This window comes from Methylobacterium sp. XJLW, from assembly GCF_003254375.1.
Taxonomy (GTDB): domain Bacteria; phylum Pseudomonadota; class Alphaproteobacteria; order Rhizobiales; family Beijerinckiaceae; genus Methylobacterium; species Methylobacterium fujisawaense.
Map to the genome: position 1 here is coordinate 121101 of NZ_CP017427.1, position 16909 is coordinate 138009.

Sequence of the window (16909 nt, forward strand, 5' to 3'; positions counted from 1 at the left end):
AACTGGATGAGAACACGTTATGATCGTCAAGAATTTCGGATATCTGATTGCGCTCGATCAGGAAGGCCATTTCGGTAGGGCAGCCAAGAGCTGCAACGTGTCGCAGCCCACGCTTTCCGCCGGCATCAAGCAGCTCGAACAGGACTTGGGTGTGGAGATCGTGCGGCATGGCCGGCGTTATGACGGACTCACATCGGAAGGTGAGACTGTGCTGGCCTGGGCGAAGAAGATCGAGAGCAACTGCGAGGGGCTGGAGCGCGACCTTTCGGCCCAGAAACGTGGGCTGGAAGGTCAAATTCGCCTGGGCGTGCTGTCGGCCACGTCGATCATGGCATCGATCCTCAGCCTTGCCCTCGCTGAAAGGATGCCGCTCCTCGAACAGTGCATTTGCACAGCGCAAACCTCGTCGCTGACCAAAGCCTTGCTGACGCATGAAATGGACATGGCGCTGGTCTATCTCGAAGACATATCTGAGGAGGACTTTGACACGCACCTTCTCTACCGGGAGCGGATCGTCGTTTTCCAGGCATCCGGCGACCCGCTCCCGCGACAGGTTTCATGGGATCATGTCGCCGAGCTGCCTTTGTGCATCTTGGACTGCGCGCTACCCAAAGCCGCGCGTTCTAGACTCGGGCACCGTGCCGCAAAGTCGATCAGGACCAACAATGTCGATGTTCTCGCTGCCCATATCGCAAGTGGGCGATATGCCACCGTCCTTCCGCAATCTCTCGCAACCTATTTTGCTCGGATTTCCGACATTCGGGCGGTTGAAGTCGCAGGTGAGGGCGCAGATGCCGCTGTTGGATTGGCCATGCCCAGAAATGGGGTGAAATCGACACCCACAGCCGCGCTGTTCGAAATAGTCCGCGCACCCGAGACAATGGCCTCGATAGAGGCCGCTCTGGACCTGTACCGCCAGTTCCAACCCGAAGGGGGCTGACCGTTCATGCCGTGCTATCGCAGCATGAACGGTCGCGCGACCCACTATTCGACGTAGATCATTTTCTTGGTCATCCCGCCGTCGACCACAAGCGTTTGCCCGGTAACAAAGCCGGCGGACGCCAGATATAGCACGGCCTCGGCAATGTCCTGGGGGCGACCGACCCGGCCAACCGGATGCTGCGCCTCGTCCTCGGCGCGCAGATTCGTGTCATTGGTGATCCAACCAGGTGCGATTGTATTGACCCGGATTTTGGCGCCAAGTTGCACCGCCAGCGCCTGCGCGAGTGCCACCATGCCACCTTTCGCAGCGGCATAGGCAAAGTCGATGCCTTGGGACATCAACGCGCGGGTGGAAGCCATCATGACAATCGAACTGCCATCGGTGAGCAGGGGCAATGCCGCTCGCGACATCAGAAAGGCCCCGGTCAGATGGCTGCCAATGGTGCTGTTCCACTGGTCGAGCGAGGTGTCACCGAGCTGCATGAATGTGTCGTAAACAAGCCCACCATTGTTGACGAGCAAGTCCAGTCGATCCCAGCCAAGGGCACGAAAAGCCTCGGCTACGGACTCTTCGCTGGCAAGATCGCAATGGATCTGTTGACCGATCGCTCCTTCCTTCAAATCGAAGGATGCCACCTCCCAACCTTCATCCAATAAGGCGGAACATATAGCCTGACCGATTAGCCCCGATCCTCCTGTTACAATAGCGCGTTTCATAAGAACTCCTTTCTGTCAGAGGATGATAGAGAGACCGGCACCATTGCGCCAACACAACTCAAGTCCAGAGAACGGGCGCATAGGGCGTCACCCTGATAGACTTCAACTGCGCCTTGTCTTCCAGAAACATTATGCTTGCTGCAATGGAATATGATATATCATCTTGTTGCATTGCGGCAGTCATTCTCCTGTAGCTTGGTCATAGGAATTTCCGATCTTGGGATAGAATCTTCGAGTTTGCTCCGAAGGAGAAGCGCCGCCATTCTGCCAAGACGGTAATGATGAGACTGGCAACGACACTACTATGCTGCGCTGAATTAATTCGGTGCGGCATGTTGATCCGTGTCAAGTCCTACTCTCGTCAATACTTGGGGGGGCGTGAAAAAACGCAGGAGATATCTGATGGCTACAGGCAACCGGATCGTAACCTTCGAGAAACCGATGGAAATGAAGGTCAACACCTTCAAATTCCCGGAGCTGATTACTCCACAGGGCAAAAAAGCTCCCCACGGCGCCATTCTCAAGATCGTCACCACGAACATCTGCGGCAGCGACCTTCACATCTACCGAGGTTCGTTTGAAGTCCCCAAGGGGATGACGATGGGCCACGAAATGACCGGCGAGGTGATCGAGGTCGGCTCCGACGTCGAATATATCAAGGTCGGCGATATCGTGTCCGTTCCCTTTAACGTCGGCTGCGGACGCTGCTACAACTGCAAGCACATGCGCTCGGACGTGTGCGAGCACACCAACCCCGAAGTCGACTGCGGCGCCTATGGCTTTAACCTGGGTGGATGGACCGGGGGGCAGGGGGATTACCTGTTCGTGCCCTATGCAGACTTCAATCTGCTGGCTTTCCCCGACAAGGACGCGGCCATGGCGAAGATCCGTGATCTGACGCTCCTTTCGGACGTGTTGCCGACCGCGTTCCACGGGTTCGCCGCTCCCGACTGGCCGGCGCAACCGGCCTATATCGTCGGCGAGAATGTGCTGATCTTCGGCGCGGGGCCTGTCGGCCGCGCGGGCGCCGCCTGTGCGAAGCTCCTCGGTGCCGGCGCCATCATCGTCGCCGACTTCATTCAGGAGCGGCTCGATCTGCTCAAGCCGCACGGCGTCGAGACCATCAACCTGTCGGACGGCATTCCGATCGAAGATCATCTGGAGCGGATCACCGGCAAGCGCGAGGCCGATCGCGTCATCGACTATGTGGGCCTCGACTGTCGCGGGTTCGGGGCGGAGTCCGACCAGATCGTCGAGAACGCCGTCACCAACGCCCTGCTGAAATATGTCCGCTTCGGCGGGATGACCAGCACGGTCGGCGTATATTGCCCCAATCCGATCTCCAAGAATCGGGACAACAAGAAGGGCAGCATGGAAGTCGATTGGGCCAGTGGCTGGATCAAGTCGCCGCGGATGTCGGCAGGCCAGTCGCCGACGGCCAATTACAACCACGCCCTCATGCGGGCCATCCTGAACGATCGGATGCCCTATCTGACTCCGATGATGAACACGAAGATCATCAAGCTGGAGGACGCGCCGGCGGCCTACAAGGAGTTCGATGACGGATCGGCGTTCAAGTACGTCATCGATCCGCACGGCTCTGTGGCGGCCTGACCATCTAACCCGGAATGCCCCCCGGTCATGTCGGGGGGCATTCTGAGCCGTTGGGGGCGGACTGCTTGCCGCACGCACACCCCCTTCCGGCTTGTCGATCTAACACCCCCCCGGATCGGCAAGCCGCCCCCTTCTGGAACGCAGCATCAGCCATGGCGCTGCGCTTTTCCGAAGCCGTAACGCCCTGTCGGGCGCTTTCACCACCCTCAGACATTATCCCTCTTGCATACTGGCTAGGAGTATCTTATACATACTCCCAGCCAGTATGCTTGGCTCCGAATCGAGATATCGAAACGGGGACTCGCAACCGGCGGTCCGGTTCTAGAAAAGAGGGAGATCCAAACATGAAATCTCGCGCCGCCGTAGCCTTCGAGGCAGGCAAGCCGCTCGAAATCGTCGAGATCGATGTCGCACCGCCCCAGAAAGGTGAAGTGCTCATCAAAGTCACGCATACCGGGGTATGCCACACCGACGCTTTCACGCTGTCCGGCAACGATCCGGAGGGCATTTTCCCGGTCGTTCTCGGCCATGAGGGCGCGGGCATCGTCGTCGAGGTCGGCGAGGGCGTCACCAGCGTCAAGCCGGGCGATCACGTCATTCCGCTCTACACCGCCGAGTGCGGCAAGTGCGAGTTCTGCCTGTCCGGCAAGACCAACCTGTGCGTCGCGGTTCGCGAAACGCAGGGCAAGGGCCTGATGCCCGACGGCACCACGCGCTTCTCCTACAACGGCCAGCCCCTCTATCACTATATGGGCTGCTCGACGTTCAGCGAATACACCGTCGTCGCCGAAGTCTCGCTCGCCAAGATCAACCCCGAAGCGAACCCCGAGCATGTCTGCCTTCTGGGCTGCGGCGTCACCACCGGCATCGGCGCGGTCCACAACACCGCCAAGGTGCAGCCGGGTGACTCGGTTGCCGTGTTCGGTCTGGGCGGCATCGGTCTCGCCGCGATCCAGGGCGCGCGTCAGGCCAAGGCAGGACGCATCATCGCGATCGACACCAACCCGACGAAGTTCGAGCTGGCGCGTCAGTTCGGCGCGACCGACTGCATCAACCCCAAGGACTATGACAAGCCGATCCAGCAAGTGCTGATCGAGATGACCGGGTGGGGCATCGACCACACGTTCGAGTGCATCGGTAACGTCCATGTCATGCGGGCCGCGCTGGAATCCGCGCATCGTGGCTGGGGCCAGTCGATCGTCATCGGCGTCGCTGGCGCGGGCCAGGAAATCTCCACCCGTCCGTTCCAGCTCGTCACGGGCCGGGTCTGGAAGGGGTCGGCCTTTGGCGGTGTCAAGGGACGGACCCAGCTTCCCGGCATGGTCGAGGACGCCATGAAGGGTGAAATCGATCTGGCGCCCTTCGTCACCCACACCATGGGTCTCGATGAGATCAACGAAGCCTTCGATCTGATGCACGAAGGCAAGTCGATCCGCACCGTGATCCACTACTGATCCCTCAACTCTAACCTTCAATTTCAATAGTTAACCTCAAGGAAGAATATCATGGCTGATCCCGTTATCTCCGGCAACGGCGTGTTCTCGCACGTCTTCATCGGCGCGGCCGATGTCGAGCAGTCGGCAGCGTTCTACGACGCCGCTCTGGGCGCCCTGGGCGTCAAGAACCTCGGCCCCTTCGGCAATGGTTGGGTGCTCTACGGCCGCGAAAAGCCTGCTTTCATCATTGCCCGTCCCGGCAATGGCGAAGCGCCCTCCAGCAACGGCGTGACGGTCGGCTTCGCCGCCGCGACGCCCGCCGAAGTGGACGCTTTCCACGCGGCCGGCCTCGCCGCTGGTGGCACCGACGAGGGCCAGCCCGGCCCGCGGGGCCACCTGCCGGGTGCCTATGCGGCCTATCTGCGCGATCCGGCGGGCAACAAGGTCTGCTCGTACACCTTCATCTAAAGCCGGAAGGTGAGGGCGATACCGGCAACCCTATGACTGGCTGTCGCCGGCGCTGGAACAGGCGCCGGCGCTTCCCCCCGCACCACAGCCAGGAAAAGGGCGCCTATCACCACACCGTCCACCAACCGTCGAAGCAAGGAAACAAAAATGGAACGTGTCGAACATCACGCCAGCTTCGGCGGTTGGCAGGACGTCTATCAGCATGACTCGATCAGCCTGGGTTGCCCGATGAAGGTCGGCGTCTATCTGCCTCCCCAGGTGAAGGACGGTCGCGTGCCGGTGCTGTATTGGCTGTCCGGCCTGACTTGCACCGAACAGAATTTCATTACGAAGGCTGTCGCGCAGCGTTTCGCTGCCGAGCACGGGATCATCCTCGTCGCGCCGGACACGAGCCCGCGAGGCGAAGGCGTGGCCGACGATCCCAGCTATGATCTGGGACAGGGCGCCGGCTTCTACGTCAACGCGACTGAGGAACCTTGGGCTGCCCACTACCGCATGTACGATTATGTCGTCGAGGAATTGCCGGCGCTGATCGAAGCCACATTTCCGGCCGATGATCGCCGGGCGATTGCCGGTCATTCGATGGGCGGGCACGGCGCACTCGTTGCCGCTCTGCGCAATCCGGGGCGCTATCGCAGCGTATCGGCCTTTTCGCCGATCGTCGCGCCGAGCCAGGTGCCTTGGGGCGAGCGCGCTCTGACGGCCTATCTCGGAGACGATCGCGCCGGGTGGAAGCATTACGACACCATCGAACTCATCAAGTCCGCCAGCGAGCGCCTGCCGTTGCTCGTCGATCAGGGCATGGATGATGAGTTTCTGGATCGCGAGCTGCGCCCGGATCTGCTGAAGGCGGCCTGCGAGGCTGCGGGGCACCCGCTGATCCTCAACCTGCGACCCGGCTACGATCACAGCTATTATTTCATCGCTAGCTTCATCGGCGAGCATATCGGCCATCATGCCAAGGCGCTGTTCCAATGAGCGCGGCGGCATCCTCGGCCATGCGCGAAATCGCGTCCAGCAATGACCCCGCCTCCGGTCGCCATCGCGTGGTGGTCGTGGGCGCGGGCTTCGGCGGCCTCGAAACCGTCCAGCGGCTCGCGGGGAGCGGCGTTGACATCACCCTTGTCGATCGCCGCAACCACCATCTTTTTCAGCCGCTGCTCTATCAGGTCGTGGGCGCGTCGCTGTCGCCATCGGAGATCGCCTGGCCGATCCGCTCGCTCTTCGCCAAGCGCAAGGACGTTCGGACTCTGCTCGGTGAGGTCGAAGGCGTGGACACGGGCAACCGGCGCGTCGTTCTCGAAGACGGCTCGACGCTTGGCTATGACACACTCGTCATCGCGACGGGCGCGCGGCATTCCTATTTCGGGCATGACCAATGGGAGCCTTATGCTCCGGGCCTCAAATCGCTCGAAGATGCGACCACCATTCGCCGGCGCCTTCTCGTCGCGTTCGAAGAAGCCGAGCGCGAGAGCGATCCCGCGCGCCGTGCGGCCTTGCAGACCTTCGTTATCATCGGCGGCGGGCCTACCGGCGTCGAACTGGCCGGCACGATCGCGGAGCTTGCCCGTCTGACACTGGTGCGCGATTTCCGGTCGATCGATCCGCGCGCGACGCGGGTGGTGCTGGTCGAAGCCGGGCAGCGGCTCCTGCAGGTCTTCCCGGAAGATCTGTCGGCCTATACCGCTCAGGCGCTTGAAAAGCTCGGTGTCGAAATCAAGCTCGGCAAGCCGGTCACGGAATGTTCCGAGCATGGGGTCGTGGTCGACGGTGTGCCTATTCCCGCTGAAACGATTTTGTGGGCAGCAGGCGTTCAGGCCTCGCCCGCCGCGCGCTGGCTGAACGCTGAAGCCGATCGCGCGGGCCGCGTGGTCGTCGGGCCGGACCTGACAGTGCCAGGACACCCCGACATTTTCGTGATCGGCGATACCGCAGCCTCGAACGGGTATGACGGCAAGCCGGTGCCCGGTCTCGCGCCGGCTGCAAAGCAGGCCGGACAATATGTGGCCCGGCTGATCCGCCAGCGCTTTAAGGGGCAGAATGCTTCGGAACCGTTCCGTTACCGGCATCAAGGCAATCTGGCGACGATCGGCCGCAGCCTTGCGGTCGTCGATATGGGCGGGTTCAAATTGCGCGGTGTTCTGGCGTGGTGGATGTGGAAACTGATCCACATCTACTTCCTGATCGGGACGCAAAATCGGATGAGTGTTGCACTAAGCTGGATGTGGACCCACGGCATAGGATATCGTGGCTCGCGTCTGATTACTTACAGCGATCTCGCTCAGCACGATGCCGGGCAGGACCATGACAAGGGGAGGGAAGGCGATTGAGTGAAGAGGGCAGCGCCGAGAACAGCGGTTCAACTGTCTATGGAATGCCCACCTATGAGAATAGGCGGGTTGCCATCGACGAGGTTCATGCGCGCCCTTATTTGCTGATAGATGCGCCGCGTGCCCTGGTGCAGCTCGCCTTCATGAACGAGGGCAATCTGACGAAGGACAAGGCGACCCTCGCGGAAATATCGAGCCGGATGGGCGCCCCGCTGCCGGATCAGGACACACCTCTTCATGGCCTGACCTGGGATCAGGGTAAATTGCACTGTGAGAAGCACACCGAGTTCTCGACCTACTTGTGGAGTGCGCCCCTCGATCCGGGCACCGGGGAGCTGGCGGGTGAAGATCCGTTCAAGCACGGCTTTACGCCGCCCGGGCCGGTCATTTGCGGCGTCCGCCTGGACGTTGTTACGTGGACCGAAGAGACCGCGACCTATATCGATCGCTTCGACCCGATCAGCCGGTGTCATTCGCTCGTCGAGGATGGCATGGCCGATATCGTCACCGATTTCCGTCAGGACGCCGATGGGCTAACCCGCATCCTCATCCTCGATCGCGGTTTGACGCCGATCCGGCTTGGCGCGCTGGCACAGCGGCTCCTCGAAATCGAGACCTATCGGACGCTGGCCCTGCTCGGCATCCCACTGACCCAATCGCTGGGGCCGCATCTGCGCAGCATAGAGAAGCGCCTTGCCGCCATCACCAACGAGATGCGCAAATCTGCACGCCGCGACAGCGAGGGGCTACTTTCCCGGCTGACCGACCTTTCGGCCGAGCTGGAGGCGGACACGGCGTCCAGCCTCTACCGCTTCGGTGCGAGCCGTGCCTATTATGAAATCGTCGAGGAGCGGCTTGCAGCGCTCGGCGAAACCTTCGTCCCGGGCTGCTATCGCTGGCGCAACTTCCTCCATCGCAGGATCGCGCCCGCCATGCGGACCTGTCGCGTGATCGAGGAACGGCAAGCCAATCTCTCCGACAAGCTGGCGCGCGCGACCACGCTGCTGCGGTCGTGGATCGATGTGCAACTCGAACGCCAGAACAGCGATCTGCTGGCCTCGATGGACAATCGGGCGAAGCTGCAATTGCAGCTTCAACAGACCGTGGAAGGCCTGTCTGTCGCGGCGATCTCCTATTATGTGATCGGCCTGCTCTCCTATCTCATCAAGGGCATACCGGGGATTCACGACATGGTGGCGCCCGAGCTGGTGATCGCCGCTCTGGTTCCCCTTGCCGTCCTTGGTGTCTGGTGGACCGTTCGACAGATCAGGAACGCGCACAGCGACCATGGACCGCCGCCCGCAAAAAAGCAGATATGATCCCTTTATCGCCTCCGTGCGTCTAGCGCGCGCCGGGGGCGAAACCGGCAGGAGGATTTCCAGTGTCGACCGATGTTTTCATACTGCACTCGCAATACACGCCGGCAGGCGATCAGCCCGAAGCGATCGCGCGCCTGATCGCCGGCGTCGAAGAGGGGGCACATCACCAGACCCTCAAGGGCATCACGGGCTCGGGCAAGACCTTCACGATGGCGAACATCATCCATCGTCTGAAGCGCCCCACCTTGATCCTTGCCCCCAACAAGACGCTGACATCGCAGCTCTATGACGAGATGCGGCGATTTTTCCCTGAAAACGCCGTGGAGTATTTCGTCTCCTATTACGACTATTTCCAACCGGAAGTGTATCTGCCGGGCCGCGATGAGTTCATTCCGAAGGATTCCTCGATCAACGAGCATCTGGAACGGTTGCGCCTGTCGACGACAAAATCGCTGATCGAGCGCCGCGATACGATCGTCGTCGCCTCGGTATCGTCGATCTACGGCATGGGCGATCCCGACAATTATCGCGCGCTCCAGGTTCCGCTGACCGAGGGCGCGCGGTTGGGACAGGAAGAGCTTTTCCGCAGCCTGGCGCGCCTGCAATATGATCGGGCCGAGCATAAGCTGAAGCGCGGCACTTATCGCGCTGATGGCGACGCTGTTGAGATTTACCCGGCGGATTCGGAATATAAGGCGCTGCGCGTCGGTTTGGCAAACGGCGTGATCGCGTCGCTCCAATGGTTCGATGCGGCGACCGGCAAGCCGATGGAAAGCGCCGATCACTATCTTGTCTCGCCCAAGACTGTTCTGGCGGCGACCGCAGATCAGGCCCGCAAGGCCGCCACGGCGATCCTCGAAGAGTTGGAAACGCAGGTCGAACGGCTGACCAGCGAAAACCGCCTGACGGAAGCGGCGCGCCTCTATGATCGCATCACCAACGATGCCGAGATGTTGCGCGAGGTCGGATATTGCTCGGGCATGGAAAATTACGCCTGCTATCTGAGCGGTCGTGACCCTGCGCTCCCGCCCATAACCCTGCTCGACTATCTGCCCAAGGACGGGCTGCTGTTCGTCGACGAATCGCATGTGATGATCCCACAGATCTCGGCGATGTTCCGGGGCGACCAGGCCCGCAAGGATACGCTGATCGATTATGGCTTCCGCCTGCCGTCTTCGAAGGACAGCCACCCCCTGAGCTTCCACGAGTTCGAACAGGTCAAGCCGCAGACGATCTTCGTGTCCGCCACCCCCGGCGCTTATGAGGTAAAGGCCTCGCAAGGCAGGGTGGTTGAACAGATCGTGCGGCCGACCGGCCTGCTCGATCCGAAGGTGGAAGTCCGCCCGTCCCAAGGCGCGCGTGACGATTTGCTACGCGAGATCGCGCAGCGCACGCAGCGCGATGAGCGCGTGCTGGTTACGACGCTGACCAAGGTTGCGACCGAGGAGCTGCACGCTTTCCTCGAAAGCGAAGGCATTCGCGCGCGTTACATGCACTCTGACATCAAGGTCGAGGATAGGGTCGCGATCATCGAGGGCCTGCGCGTGGGCGAGTTCGACGTGCTGATCGGGATCAGTTTGCTGCGCGAAGGGCTCGACATCCCAGAAGCGTCGCTGATTGCGATCTTCGATGCAGACCGCGCGGGCTTCCTGCGCTCGGCCCAGGCGCTGATCCAGATGATCGGCCGCGTCGCGCGCAATGTGAACGGCACCGCTGTCCTCTACGCCGATATGGTGACGCCGGCGATGCGGGCCGCGATCGATGAGACCGAGAGCCGGCGACAGCGCCAGATCGCCTTCAACGAGGAGAACGACGTCACACCGCTCTCGTCGGTTCGCGGCCTGGCGTCGGCGCAGCCCTACGGGCAAGAGCCGTCGGTCCATTCGGAAGCCTTCTGCGAGAACCTGTACGAGCTTTGCGACCGGATCACGGAGAAGGAACAGGCGCTGCTCGCGGCGGTGGATCACGGCCAAGAGGATCGGGCCGAGACGATCCGGGGCGAGCTGGACGGCCTCTACCGTCAGTTCATTTATCTGTGACGCGCCGGGTGAAAGTGACCGAATGAGCAAGGATCAGGAGCCTCAAACCACCCCCGGCAAGGAACGCGCGCCGCGATCCGGCTTCGTACAAGTGCGCGGCGCGCGGCAGAACAACCTCAAGAATGTTGATGTGGACGTTCCGCGCGATGCCTTCGTGGTGTTCACCGGCATATCGGGATCGGGCAAGTCGAGCCTCGCCTTCGGCACCCTCTATGCCGAGGCACAGCGCCGCTATCTGGAATCGGTCGCGCCCTACGCCCGCCGCCTGATCGATCAGGCCGGCGTGCCGGAGGTTGACGCCATCGACGGGTTGCCGCCCGCGGTCGCGTTGCAGCAGCAGCGCGGCTCGGCCAATGCGCGGTCTTCGGTTGGCAGCGTGACGACGCTCTCCAGCCTGGTGCGGATGCTCTATTCGCGCGTCGGAGAATATCCGCGCAATCAGCCGATGCTCTATGCGGAGGACTTCTCCCCCAACACCGTGGCCGGGGCCTGCCCGACCTGCCACGGCATCGGGCGCGTCTATGACGCGACCGAAGAGACGATGGTGCCCGACGACAGTCTCACCATTCGCGATCGGGCGATCGCGGCATGGCCGCCGGCGTGGCACGGCCAGAACCTGCGCGATATCCTTGTGTCGCTCGGCTATGATGTCGACACGCCATGGCGCGATCTTCCGAAGAAGGATCGTGACTGGATACTCTTCACCGACGAGACGCCGACGGTGCCGGTCTATGCGGGTCTGACGCCCGAACAGACGCGCGTTGCCCTCAAGCGTCGTATGGAGCCGAGCTATCAGGGCACCTTCACCGGCGCCCGTCGCTACGTGCTGGAGACCTTCGCCAACACCAAAAGCGCGCTGATGAAGAAGCGTGTCTCGCAATATATCATCGGCCGCGATTGCCCGACCTGCGACGGCAAGCGCCTGAAGCGCGAGGCCCTGTCGGTGAAGTTTGCCGGCCTGGACATCGCCGAGTTTGGCGACCTGACGGTGCTGAAGCTCCGGGACTTGCTCACGCCCGTCGCCCATGGCGAGTATGGTAGCGCCTCGACGACCCTGAAGGGCCATGTTCTCGGCAAGGCGGCCCGCGATGCGGCGGTTGAACGTAGGGTCGCGGCGGGAGGCTCGGCACACAAGGCAGCGCCTGACGTGCGCCGCACGCCCAATCTTTCCGATGAGAAGCGGGTCGCCGCGCAGCGTCTCGCATCCGAGCTGCTCGAACGGCTAGGCCCGCTGATCGACCTTGGCCTTGGCTACATCTCGCTCGACCGCAGCACGCCGACGCTTTCCTCCGGCGAGCTGCAACGCCTGCGCCTTGCCACTCAATTGTCGTCACAGCTTTTCGGCGTGGTCTATGTGCTGGACGAGCCATCGGCGGGGCTGCACCCGGCAGACGGCGAAGCGTTGCTGACCATCCTTGAGCGGCTGAAGGCGGCGGGCAACTCGCTGTTCGTTGTCGAGCATGATCTTGACGTGATCCGCCATGCCGAATGGCTGGTCGATGTGGGGCCAGGTGCCGGCGAAAAGGGCGGCGAAGTGCTCTACAGCGGCCCGATCGCAGGGCTTGCCGGCGTCGAGGCGTCGATCACCCGTCGCTATCTGTTCGCAGAACCTGACGCCCATGACCGGACCCCGCGCGAAGCAAAAGCATGGCTCCGTCTTGAAGGTGTGACCCGCAACAATCTTCACGGGCTCGACGTCGCGCTACCGATTGGCTGCTTCACCGCCGTCACCGGGGTTTCAGGATCGGGCAAGTCCAGTCTTGTCAGCCAGGCACTTCCGGAGCTTGTGACGGAACAACTCGGCGGCACGCCGGCTGCCGAGGAGGAGGATACCGATCCGCTGCTCGATGTTGCGCGGGAAGAGACCGAAGGCCGCATCGTTGCGGGCATGGAGCATGTGCGCAGGCTGGTGCGGGTCGATCAGAAGCCGATCGGCCGCACTCCACGCTCGAACCTCTCCACCTACAGCGGCCTGTTCGATCATGTGCGCAAGATCTTCGCGAACACCCCACTGGCGCGCCGGCGCCACTACAGCCCGGGCAGGTTCTCCTTCAACGTCGCACAGGGCCGCTGCCCGGTGTGCGAGGGTGAGGGCTTCGTCATGGTGGAGCTGTTGTTCCTGCCCAGCGTCTATGCGCCCTGCTCGACCTGCCATGGCAGCCGCTACAATCCGCAGACGCTCGAAGTCGAATGGAACGGCCGCAACATCGCCCAGGTGCTTGAGCTGACGGTGGACGAGGCGTGCGACTTCTTCGCGAGCGAACCGTCCGTCATGCGCTCGCTCGATGTGCTGCGGGAGATTGGCCTCGGCTATCTGAGGCTTGGACAGCCGGCGACGGAACTGTCGGGCGGCGAGGCCCAGCGCATCAAGCTCGCGACCGAGCTGCAACGCGCCCAGCGTGGCAACACCATCTACATCCTCGACGAGCCGACTTCGGGGCTTCACCCTTCCGACGCTGATCGGCTGATGCGGCACCTGCAGGGCCTTGTCGATGTCGGCAATACGGTCGTCGTCGTCGAGCATGACATGCGAGCTATTTCACAGGTGGATTGGGTGATCGATCTGGGGCCTGGCGCTGGCGAAGATGGTGGCCGGATCATCGCGAGCGGCGTCCCTCACGATGTTGCCGAAGCGCAAGGCAGCCTGACCGCGCCTTATCTAAAGGCGGCGCTTTAGCCGCTTGGACGCCGGCGACAGGGGGGAGTGGGACTATGGTGAGTCTTGTCGATTGGGGTGTGGCGATCCCGATGATCGAGCACCGGCCATGTCTTGCTGGGATGTGATAGCGATGGTCCTGCCCGACCATTCAGGGAGTTGAACGTGCCTTCTACCGTCTCTCAAGATGTTACCGCTCGTTCCCAGGCCGTCGATGCCCGGCTTACCCGCGCTGCGATCTTTCTGGTCGTCTCGATGGGCGCCGGGGAGAAGCCGGAAGCGGGGGTGCGGGGTCTTTGCGCCATCCTGTCGTCGCTGGTTCGTGGCGTGGGCTTCCGGGCGGCAGACGGCGGACTTTCCTGCATCATGGGGATCGGCTCCGATGCTTGGGACCGGCTATTCGGAGCGCCGCGGCCGAAGGAACTGCATCCGTTCCGGGAAATCCGCGGCGTCCATCATGCGCCTTCGACGCCCGGCGACCTGCTGTTTCACATTCGCGCCGCGCGTCAGGATTTGTGTTTCGAGATGGCGGCGCAGATCGTGAAGCGTCTCGCCGGCTTCGCCTCGGTGACGGACGAGGTGCATGGCTTCCGCTACTTCGACGATCGCGACCTGCTGGGATTTGTCGACGGGACGGAAAACCCCGTCGAGCAGGGAGCCAGAGATGCCACGGTGATCGGGGCGGCGGACGATCCGGTCTTCGCTGGCGGCAGCTATGTGATCGTCCAGAAATACCTCCACGACCTCGACAAGTGGAACGCGATTCCCGTGGAGCAGCAGGAGAAGATCGTAGGGCGCGAGAAGCTGTCGGACATCGAGCTGGACGAGGCGGCCAAGCCGAGCTTCGCGCATAACGTGCTCACCAACATCGAGGAGGACGGCGAGCAACTCCAGATCCTGCGCGATAACATGCCGTTCGGCGATGTTGGTAAGGGCGAGTTCGGCACCTATTTCATCGGTTACGCCCGCTCGCCGACCCGCATCGAGCGGATGCTCGACAATATGTTCATCGGTTTGCCACCCGGCAATTACGATCGCTTGCTCGATGTTAGCCGGGCCGTGACCGGCTCGCTTTATTTCGTGCCGTCGGCTGATTTTCTGGACGAGGTAACGCCGGAGCCAGCCACGGCCGATGGCGATGAGGCGGTAGCCGAGGCGCCCGCATCCACGGCGCCGGCACCGGAGCCCTCGTCAGCATCGGATGGATCGCTGCGCATTGGATCACTCAAAGATGAGGCAGGACATGAATAACCTCCATCGCGAACTCGCCCCCATCTCCGACGCCGCTTGGGCGCAAATCGACCAAGAAGCGACCCGAACTCTCAAGCGCTATCTGGCCGCGCGCCGCGTCGTGGACGTGCCGGAACCGAAGGGGGCCACGCTCGCGGCCGTGGGAACGGGCCACACCAAGCCGATCGATGCGCCCAGCGATGGCGTCCAAGCCGTGCGGCGTGCGGTCAACGCCGTGGTCGAACTGCGCGTGCCCTTCACGCTGACCCGCGCGGCGATCGACGATGTGGAGCGCGGCTCCGAGGATTCGGACTGGCAACCGCTCAAGGAAGCCGCCCGCACGATCGCCTTTGCCGAAAATCGCGCGATCTTTGATGGCTATGCCGCTGCCGATATCGGCGGCATCCGTCCCGGCGCGAGCAACGAGCCGGTGCCGCTGCCCACGGCCGTCGCCGGATATCCCGCCATCGTCGCCCAAGCCGTCGATCGGTTGCGCCTTGCCGGGGTCGAGGGGCCTTATCGACTGGTGCTGGGCGATGATCCGTTCACCGCGATCAGCGGCGGCAGCGAGGAGGGCTATCCGGTGCTCCAGCACATCAATCGTCTGGTGGACGGCGATATCATCTGGGCGCCGGGCATCATGGGCGGCGTCGTCCTGACAACGCGGGGCGGCGATTTCGAACTCGATCTCGGACAGGATTTGTCGATCGGCTATCTCAGCCACACCGCCGAGGCGGTCGAGCTGTACCTGCAAGAGAGCTTCACCTTCCGGCTGTTGACGAGCGAGGCGGCTGTTTCGCTCCCGACAACGGAAGCGTCGGCGCAGCCGGCGTGAAGGCGTTGCCGGTTGCGCCGCCCGCACGCGGGCCGCAGCGAGGGGTGGGACAATGATAAGTCTCGTCGGTTGGATCGCCACGATCGCGACGATGATCGCGGCGATGATGACGGCTTCCAACCTGGGCGCGCGCGTGACGGGCTGGGGCTTCGTGGTGTTCAGCATCAGCTCGGTTTGCTGGACCACATTGGGCTACGCCACAGGACAGACAGCCTTGGTTGCCACCAATGGATTCCTGATGCTGACGAACCTAGTTGGTATCTGGCGATGGTTGGGGCAGCAGACCAAATATGAGGATGGCGGCCGATCGGCCGAAACAGCCAGCCAAAGATCCGATACGCCGAACCTGTTCACCGCGACCGGCCTGATCGGCATGGCGGTTGATGACAAGAGCGGGATGAATCTGGGCCGGGTTGTCGAGGCCCTTATCGAATGTTCGACCGGCAGGATAAACTATGTGGTGATCTCGGACGAGCGATATGCCGGTCTTGAAGAGACATTGCGAGCGGTGCCGCTCGAATCCCTCAGGATCGGCTACACGCGCATGACGCTGTTGCTGGACGGCCCGAGCTTCCTGTCACAGCCCGGCCTCAAAAGTCGTGACTGGCCCGCCTTCGCTCCGATCAATCCCTAGCAAGCGATCGCTCACACCAATTGGAGCGCGCGATCATGATCTTGACCGGGGCCAAGAAAGCGCAGGATCAGGATACGGTGGGCTTCTGGCCGGTAGAGGATGCCATAGCGGCGATAGGAACGGCGACGGATACCGTAGCGCTCATAGCGAGGCACCAGAGGATAGCCTTGGGGCAGATCGGCAAGGCGACGGGCCGCCTCACGCAATTCCTCAACAAAGCTGATGGCTCTCGCGGGATTGTCCTTTTCGATATGCTCGGCGATGTGATCGAGGTCGGCCAGCGCATCCGGCGTCAGGATGACTTTCATTGCGGCTGAGCGCTTGCCCGTGTCCGAATCCTGTCGATGATAGCATCGCAGGCGTCGTCGAGGTCGTGGGTGCGCCCCGCCTCGGCATCGGCAAGGCCGCGTTCGATCGAGGCGTCAAGATCATGCAGCCACCGTTCGACATCCTGCGTCTCGCCCTGATCGCGCCGAATGAGATCGCGAACATAATCACTCACGCTGGCATAATGCCCGCTGTCGATGCGGCGCTGGACGTAATCCCGCATAGGGTCCGGAAGGGAGACGTTCATCGAAGCCATAAATCACCTCACTACCATTATGGCAAAAACTGCCATCGGTTTCAAGGCGCCTGCCTCTCTTGTGCAGCCGATCCGCCTTCGCGTCACCGCACCGACGAGGGTAAGA

At 62.2% G+C, this 16909-nt stretch carries 15 protein-coding genes; 12 read left to right on the plus strand and 3 right to left on the minus strand.

Annotated features, from left to right (window positions below; genetic code table 11):
• Positions 1-19: 19 nt before the first annotated feature.
• Positions 20-940 (plus strand): LysR family transcriptional regulator, encoded by a 921-nt coding sequence (locus tag A3862_RS30705; protein ID WP_017980837.1) that lies wholly within the window; start codon positions 20-22, stop codon positions 938-940.
• Between the two features lie 44 nt (positions 941-984).
• Here A3862_RS30705 and A3862_RS30710 read toward each other — a convergent pair whose 3' ends face one another.
• Positions 985-1659, minus strand: coding sequence for an SDR family NAD(P)-dependent oxidoreductase (locus A3862_RS30710; RefSeq protein ID WP_024310570.1), 675 nt, complete (start codon positions 1657-1659; stop codon positions 985-987).
• A gap of 402 nt (positions 1660-2061) precedes the next feature.
• Between A3862_RS30710 and A3862_RS30715 the strand changes: the two genes are divergently transcribed.
• The 11 genes from A3862_RS30715 (at position 2062) to A3862_RS30765 (ending at position 16220) form a co-directional block, all read left to right on the plus strand.
• A complete protein-coding gene (locus tag A3862_RS30715; RefSeq protein ID WP_020486678.1) occupies positions 2062-3273 on the plus strand; it encodes a glutathione-independent formaldehyde dehydrogenase in 1212 nt (403 codons plus the stop codon).
• Positions 3274-3617: 344 nt separating this feature from the next.
• Positions 3618-4727 carry an S-(hydroxymethyl)glutathione dehydrogenase/class III alcohol dehydrogenase gene (locus A3862_RS30720; protein WP_017980840.1) on the plus strand — a complete coding sequence of 370 codons (1110 nt, stop codon included), beginning with the start codon at positions 3618-3620 and terminating at the stop codon, positions 4725-4727.
• Between the two features lie 51 nt (positions 4728-4778).
• Positions 4779-5177 (plus strand): VOC family protein, encoded by a 399-nt coding sequence (locus A3862_RS30725; protein ID WP_017980841.1) that lies wholly within the window; start codon positions 4779-4781, stop codon positions 5175-5177.
• Between the two features lie 147 nt (positions 5178-5324).
• The gene (gene fghA / locus A3862_RS30730) at positions 5325-6155 is read left to right on the plus strand and encodes an S-formylglutathione hydrolase (RefSeq protein ID WP_017980842.1); all 831 of its coding nucleotides are present in this window, start codon (positions 5325-5327) and stop codon (positions 6153-6155) included.
• A gap of 20 nt (positions 6156-6175) precedes the next feature.
• Positions 6176-7507: an NAD(P)/FAD-dependent oxidoreductase gene (locus tag A3862_RS30735; RefSeq protein ID WP_111474482.1), complete on the plus strand. Its 1332-nt coding sequence runs from the start codon at positions 6176-6178 to the stop codon at positions 7505-7507.
• A gap of 44 nt (positions 7508-7551) precedes the next feature.
• Positions 7552-8826 carry a DUF3422 domain-containing protein gene (locus A3862_RS30740; RefSeq protein ID WP_017980844.1) on the plus strand — a complete coding sequence of 425 codons (1275 nt, stop codon included), beginning with the start codon at positions 7552-7554 and terminating at the stop codon, positions 8824-8826.
• 62 nt (positions 8827-8888) lie between these two features.
• Complete coding sequence (gene uvrB, locus A3862_RS30745; protein WP_017980845.1) at positions 8889-10865, plus strand: excinuclease ABC subunit UvrB; 1977 nt, start codon at positions 8889-8891, stop codon at positions 10863-10865.
• A gap of 22 nt (positions 10866-10887) precedes the next feature.
• Positions 10888-13542 (plus strand): excinuclease ABC subunit UvrA, encoded by a 2655-nt coding sequence (locus tag A3862_RS30750; protein WP_017980846.1) that lies wholly within the window; start codon positions 10888-10890, stop codon positions 13540-13542.
• A gap of 144 nt (positions 13543-13686) precedes the next feature.
• Positions 13687-14772 (plus strand): Dyp-type peroxidase, encoded by a 1086-nt coding sequence (locus A3862_RS30755; RefSeq protein WP_026151879.1) that lies wholly within the window; start codon positions 13687-13689, stop codon positions 14770-14772.
• On the plus strand, positions 14765-15586 hold the full coding sequence (locus A3862_RS30760; RefSeq protein WP_017980848.1) for a family 1 encapsulin nanocompartment shell protein: 822 nt from the start codon (positions 14765-14767) through the stop codon (positions 15584-15586). Before A3862_RS30755 ends, A3862_RS30760 begins: the two co-directional genes overlap by 8 nt.
• A gap of 91 nt (positions 15587-15677) precedes the next feature.
• Positions 15678-16220: a PRC-barrel domain-containing protein gene (locus A3862_RS30765; RefSeq protein WP_021233330.1), complete on the plus strand. Its 543-nt coding sequence runs from the start codon at positions 15678-15680 to the stop codon at positions 16218-16220.
• 11 nt (positions 16221-16231) lie between these two features.
• On the opposite strand, the gene A3862_RS30770 is transcribed toward A3862_RS30765, so the two are convergent.
• Entirely contained in the window at positions 16232-16528 is a 297-nt protein-coding gene (locus tag A3862_RS30770; RefSeq protein ID WP_021233331.1) for a type II toxin-antitoxin system RelE/ParE family toxin, read from the minus strand.
• Complete coding sequence (locus A3862_RS30775) at positions 16525-16803, minus strand: type II toxin-antitoxin system ParD family antitoxin (RefSeq protein WP_021233332.1); 279 nt, start codon at positions 16801-16803, stop codon at positions 16525-16527. The genes A3862_RS30770 and A3862_RS30775 overlap by 4 nt, the downstream gene beginning before the upstream one ends.
• Between the last annotated feature and the right edge of the window lie 106 nt (positions 16804-16909).

Bases quoted from the DNA above. Each gene is read 5' to 3' on its own strand.
- A3862_RS30705 (WP_017980837.1), top strand. From the start codon at position 20: ATGATCGTCAAGAATTTCGGATATCTGATTGCGCTCGATCAGGAAGGC.
- A3862_RS30710 (WP_024310570.1), bottom strand. From the start codon at position 1,659: ATGAAACGCGCTATTGTAACAGGAGGATCGGGGCTAATCGGTCAGGCT.
- A3862_RS30715 (WP_020486678.1), top strand. From the start codon at position 2,062: ATGGCTACAGGCAACCGGATCGTAACCTTCGAGAAACCGATGGAAATG.
- A3862_RS30720 (WP_017980840.1), top strand. From the start codon at position 3,618: ATGAAATCTCGCGCCGCCGTAGCCTTCGAGGCAGGCAAGCCGCTCGAA.
- A3862_RS30725 (WP_017980841.1), top strand. From the start codon at position 4,779: ATGGCTGATCCCGTTATCTCCGGCAACGGCGTGTTCTCGCACGTCTTC.
- fghA (WP_017980842.1), top strand. From the start codon at position 5,325: ATGGAACGTGTCGAACATCACGCCAGCTTCGGCGGTTGGCAGGACGTC.
- A3862_RS30735 (WP_111474482.1), top strand. From the start codon at position 6,176: ATGCGCGAAATCGCGTCCAGCAATGACCCCGCCTCCGGTCGCCATCGC.
- A3862_RS30740 (WP_017980844.1), top strand. From the start codon at position 7,552: ATGCCCACCTATGAGAATAGGCGGGTTGCCATCGACGAGGTTCATGCG.
- A3862_RS30750 (WP_017980846.1), top strand. From the start codon at position 10,888: ATGAGCAAGGATCAGGAGCCTCAAACCACCCCCGGCAAGGAACGCGCG.
- A3862_RS30760 (WP_017980848.1), top strand. From the start codon at position 14,765: ATGAATAACCTCCATCGCGAACTCGCCCCCATCTCCGACGCCGCTTGG.
- A3862_RS30765 (WP_021233330.1), top strand. From the start codon at position 15,678: ATGATCGCGGCGATGATGACGGCTTCCAACCTGGGCGCGCGCGTGACG.
- A3862_RS30770 (WP_021233331.1), bottom strand. From the start codon at position 16,528: ATGAAAGTCATCCTGACGCCGGATGCGCTGGCCGACCTCGATCACATC.
- A3862_RS30775 (WP_021233332.1), bottom strand. From the start codon at position 16,803: ATGGCTTCGATGAACGTCTCCCTTCCGGACCCTATGCGGGATTACGTC.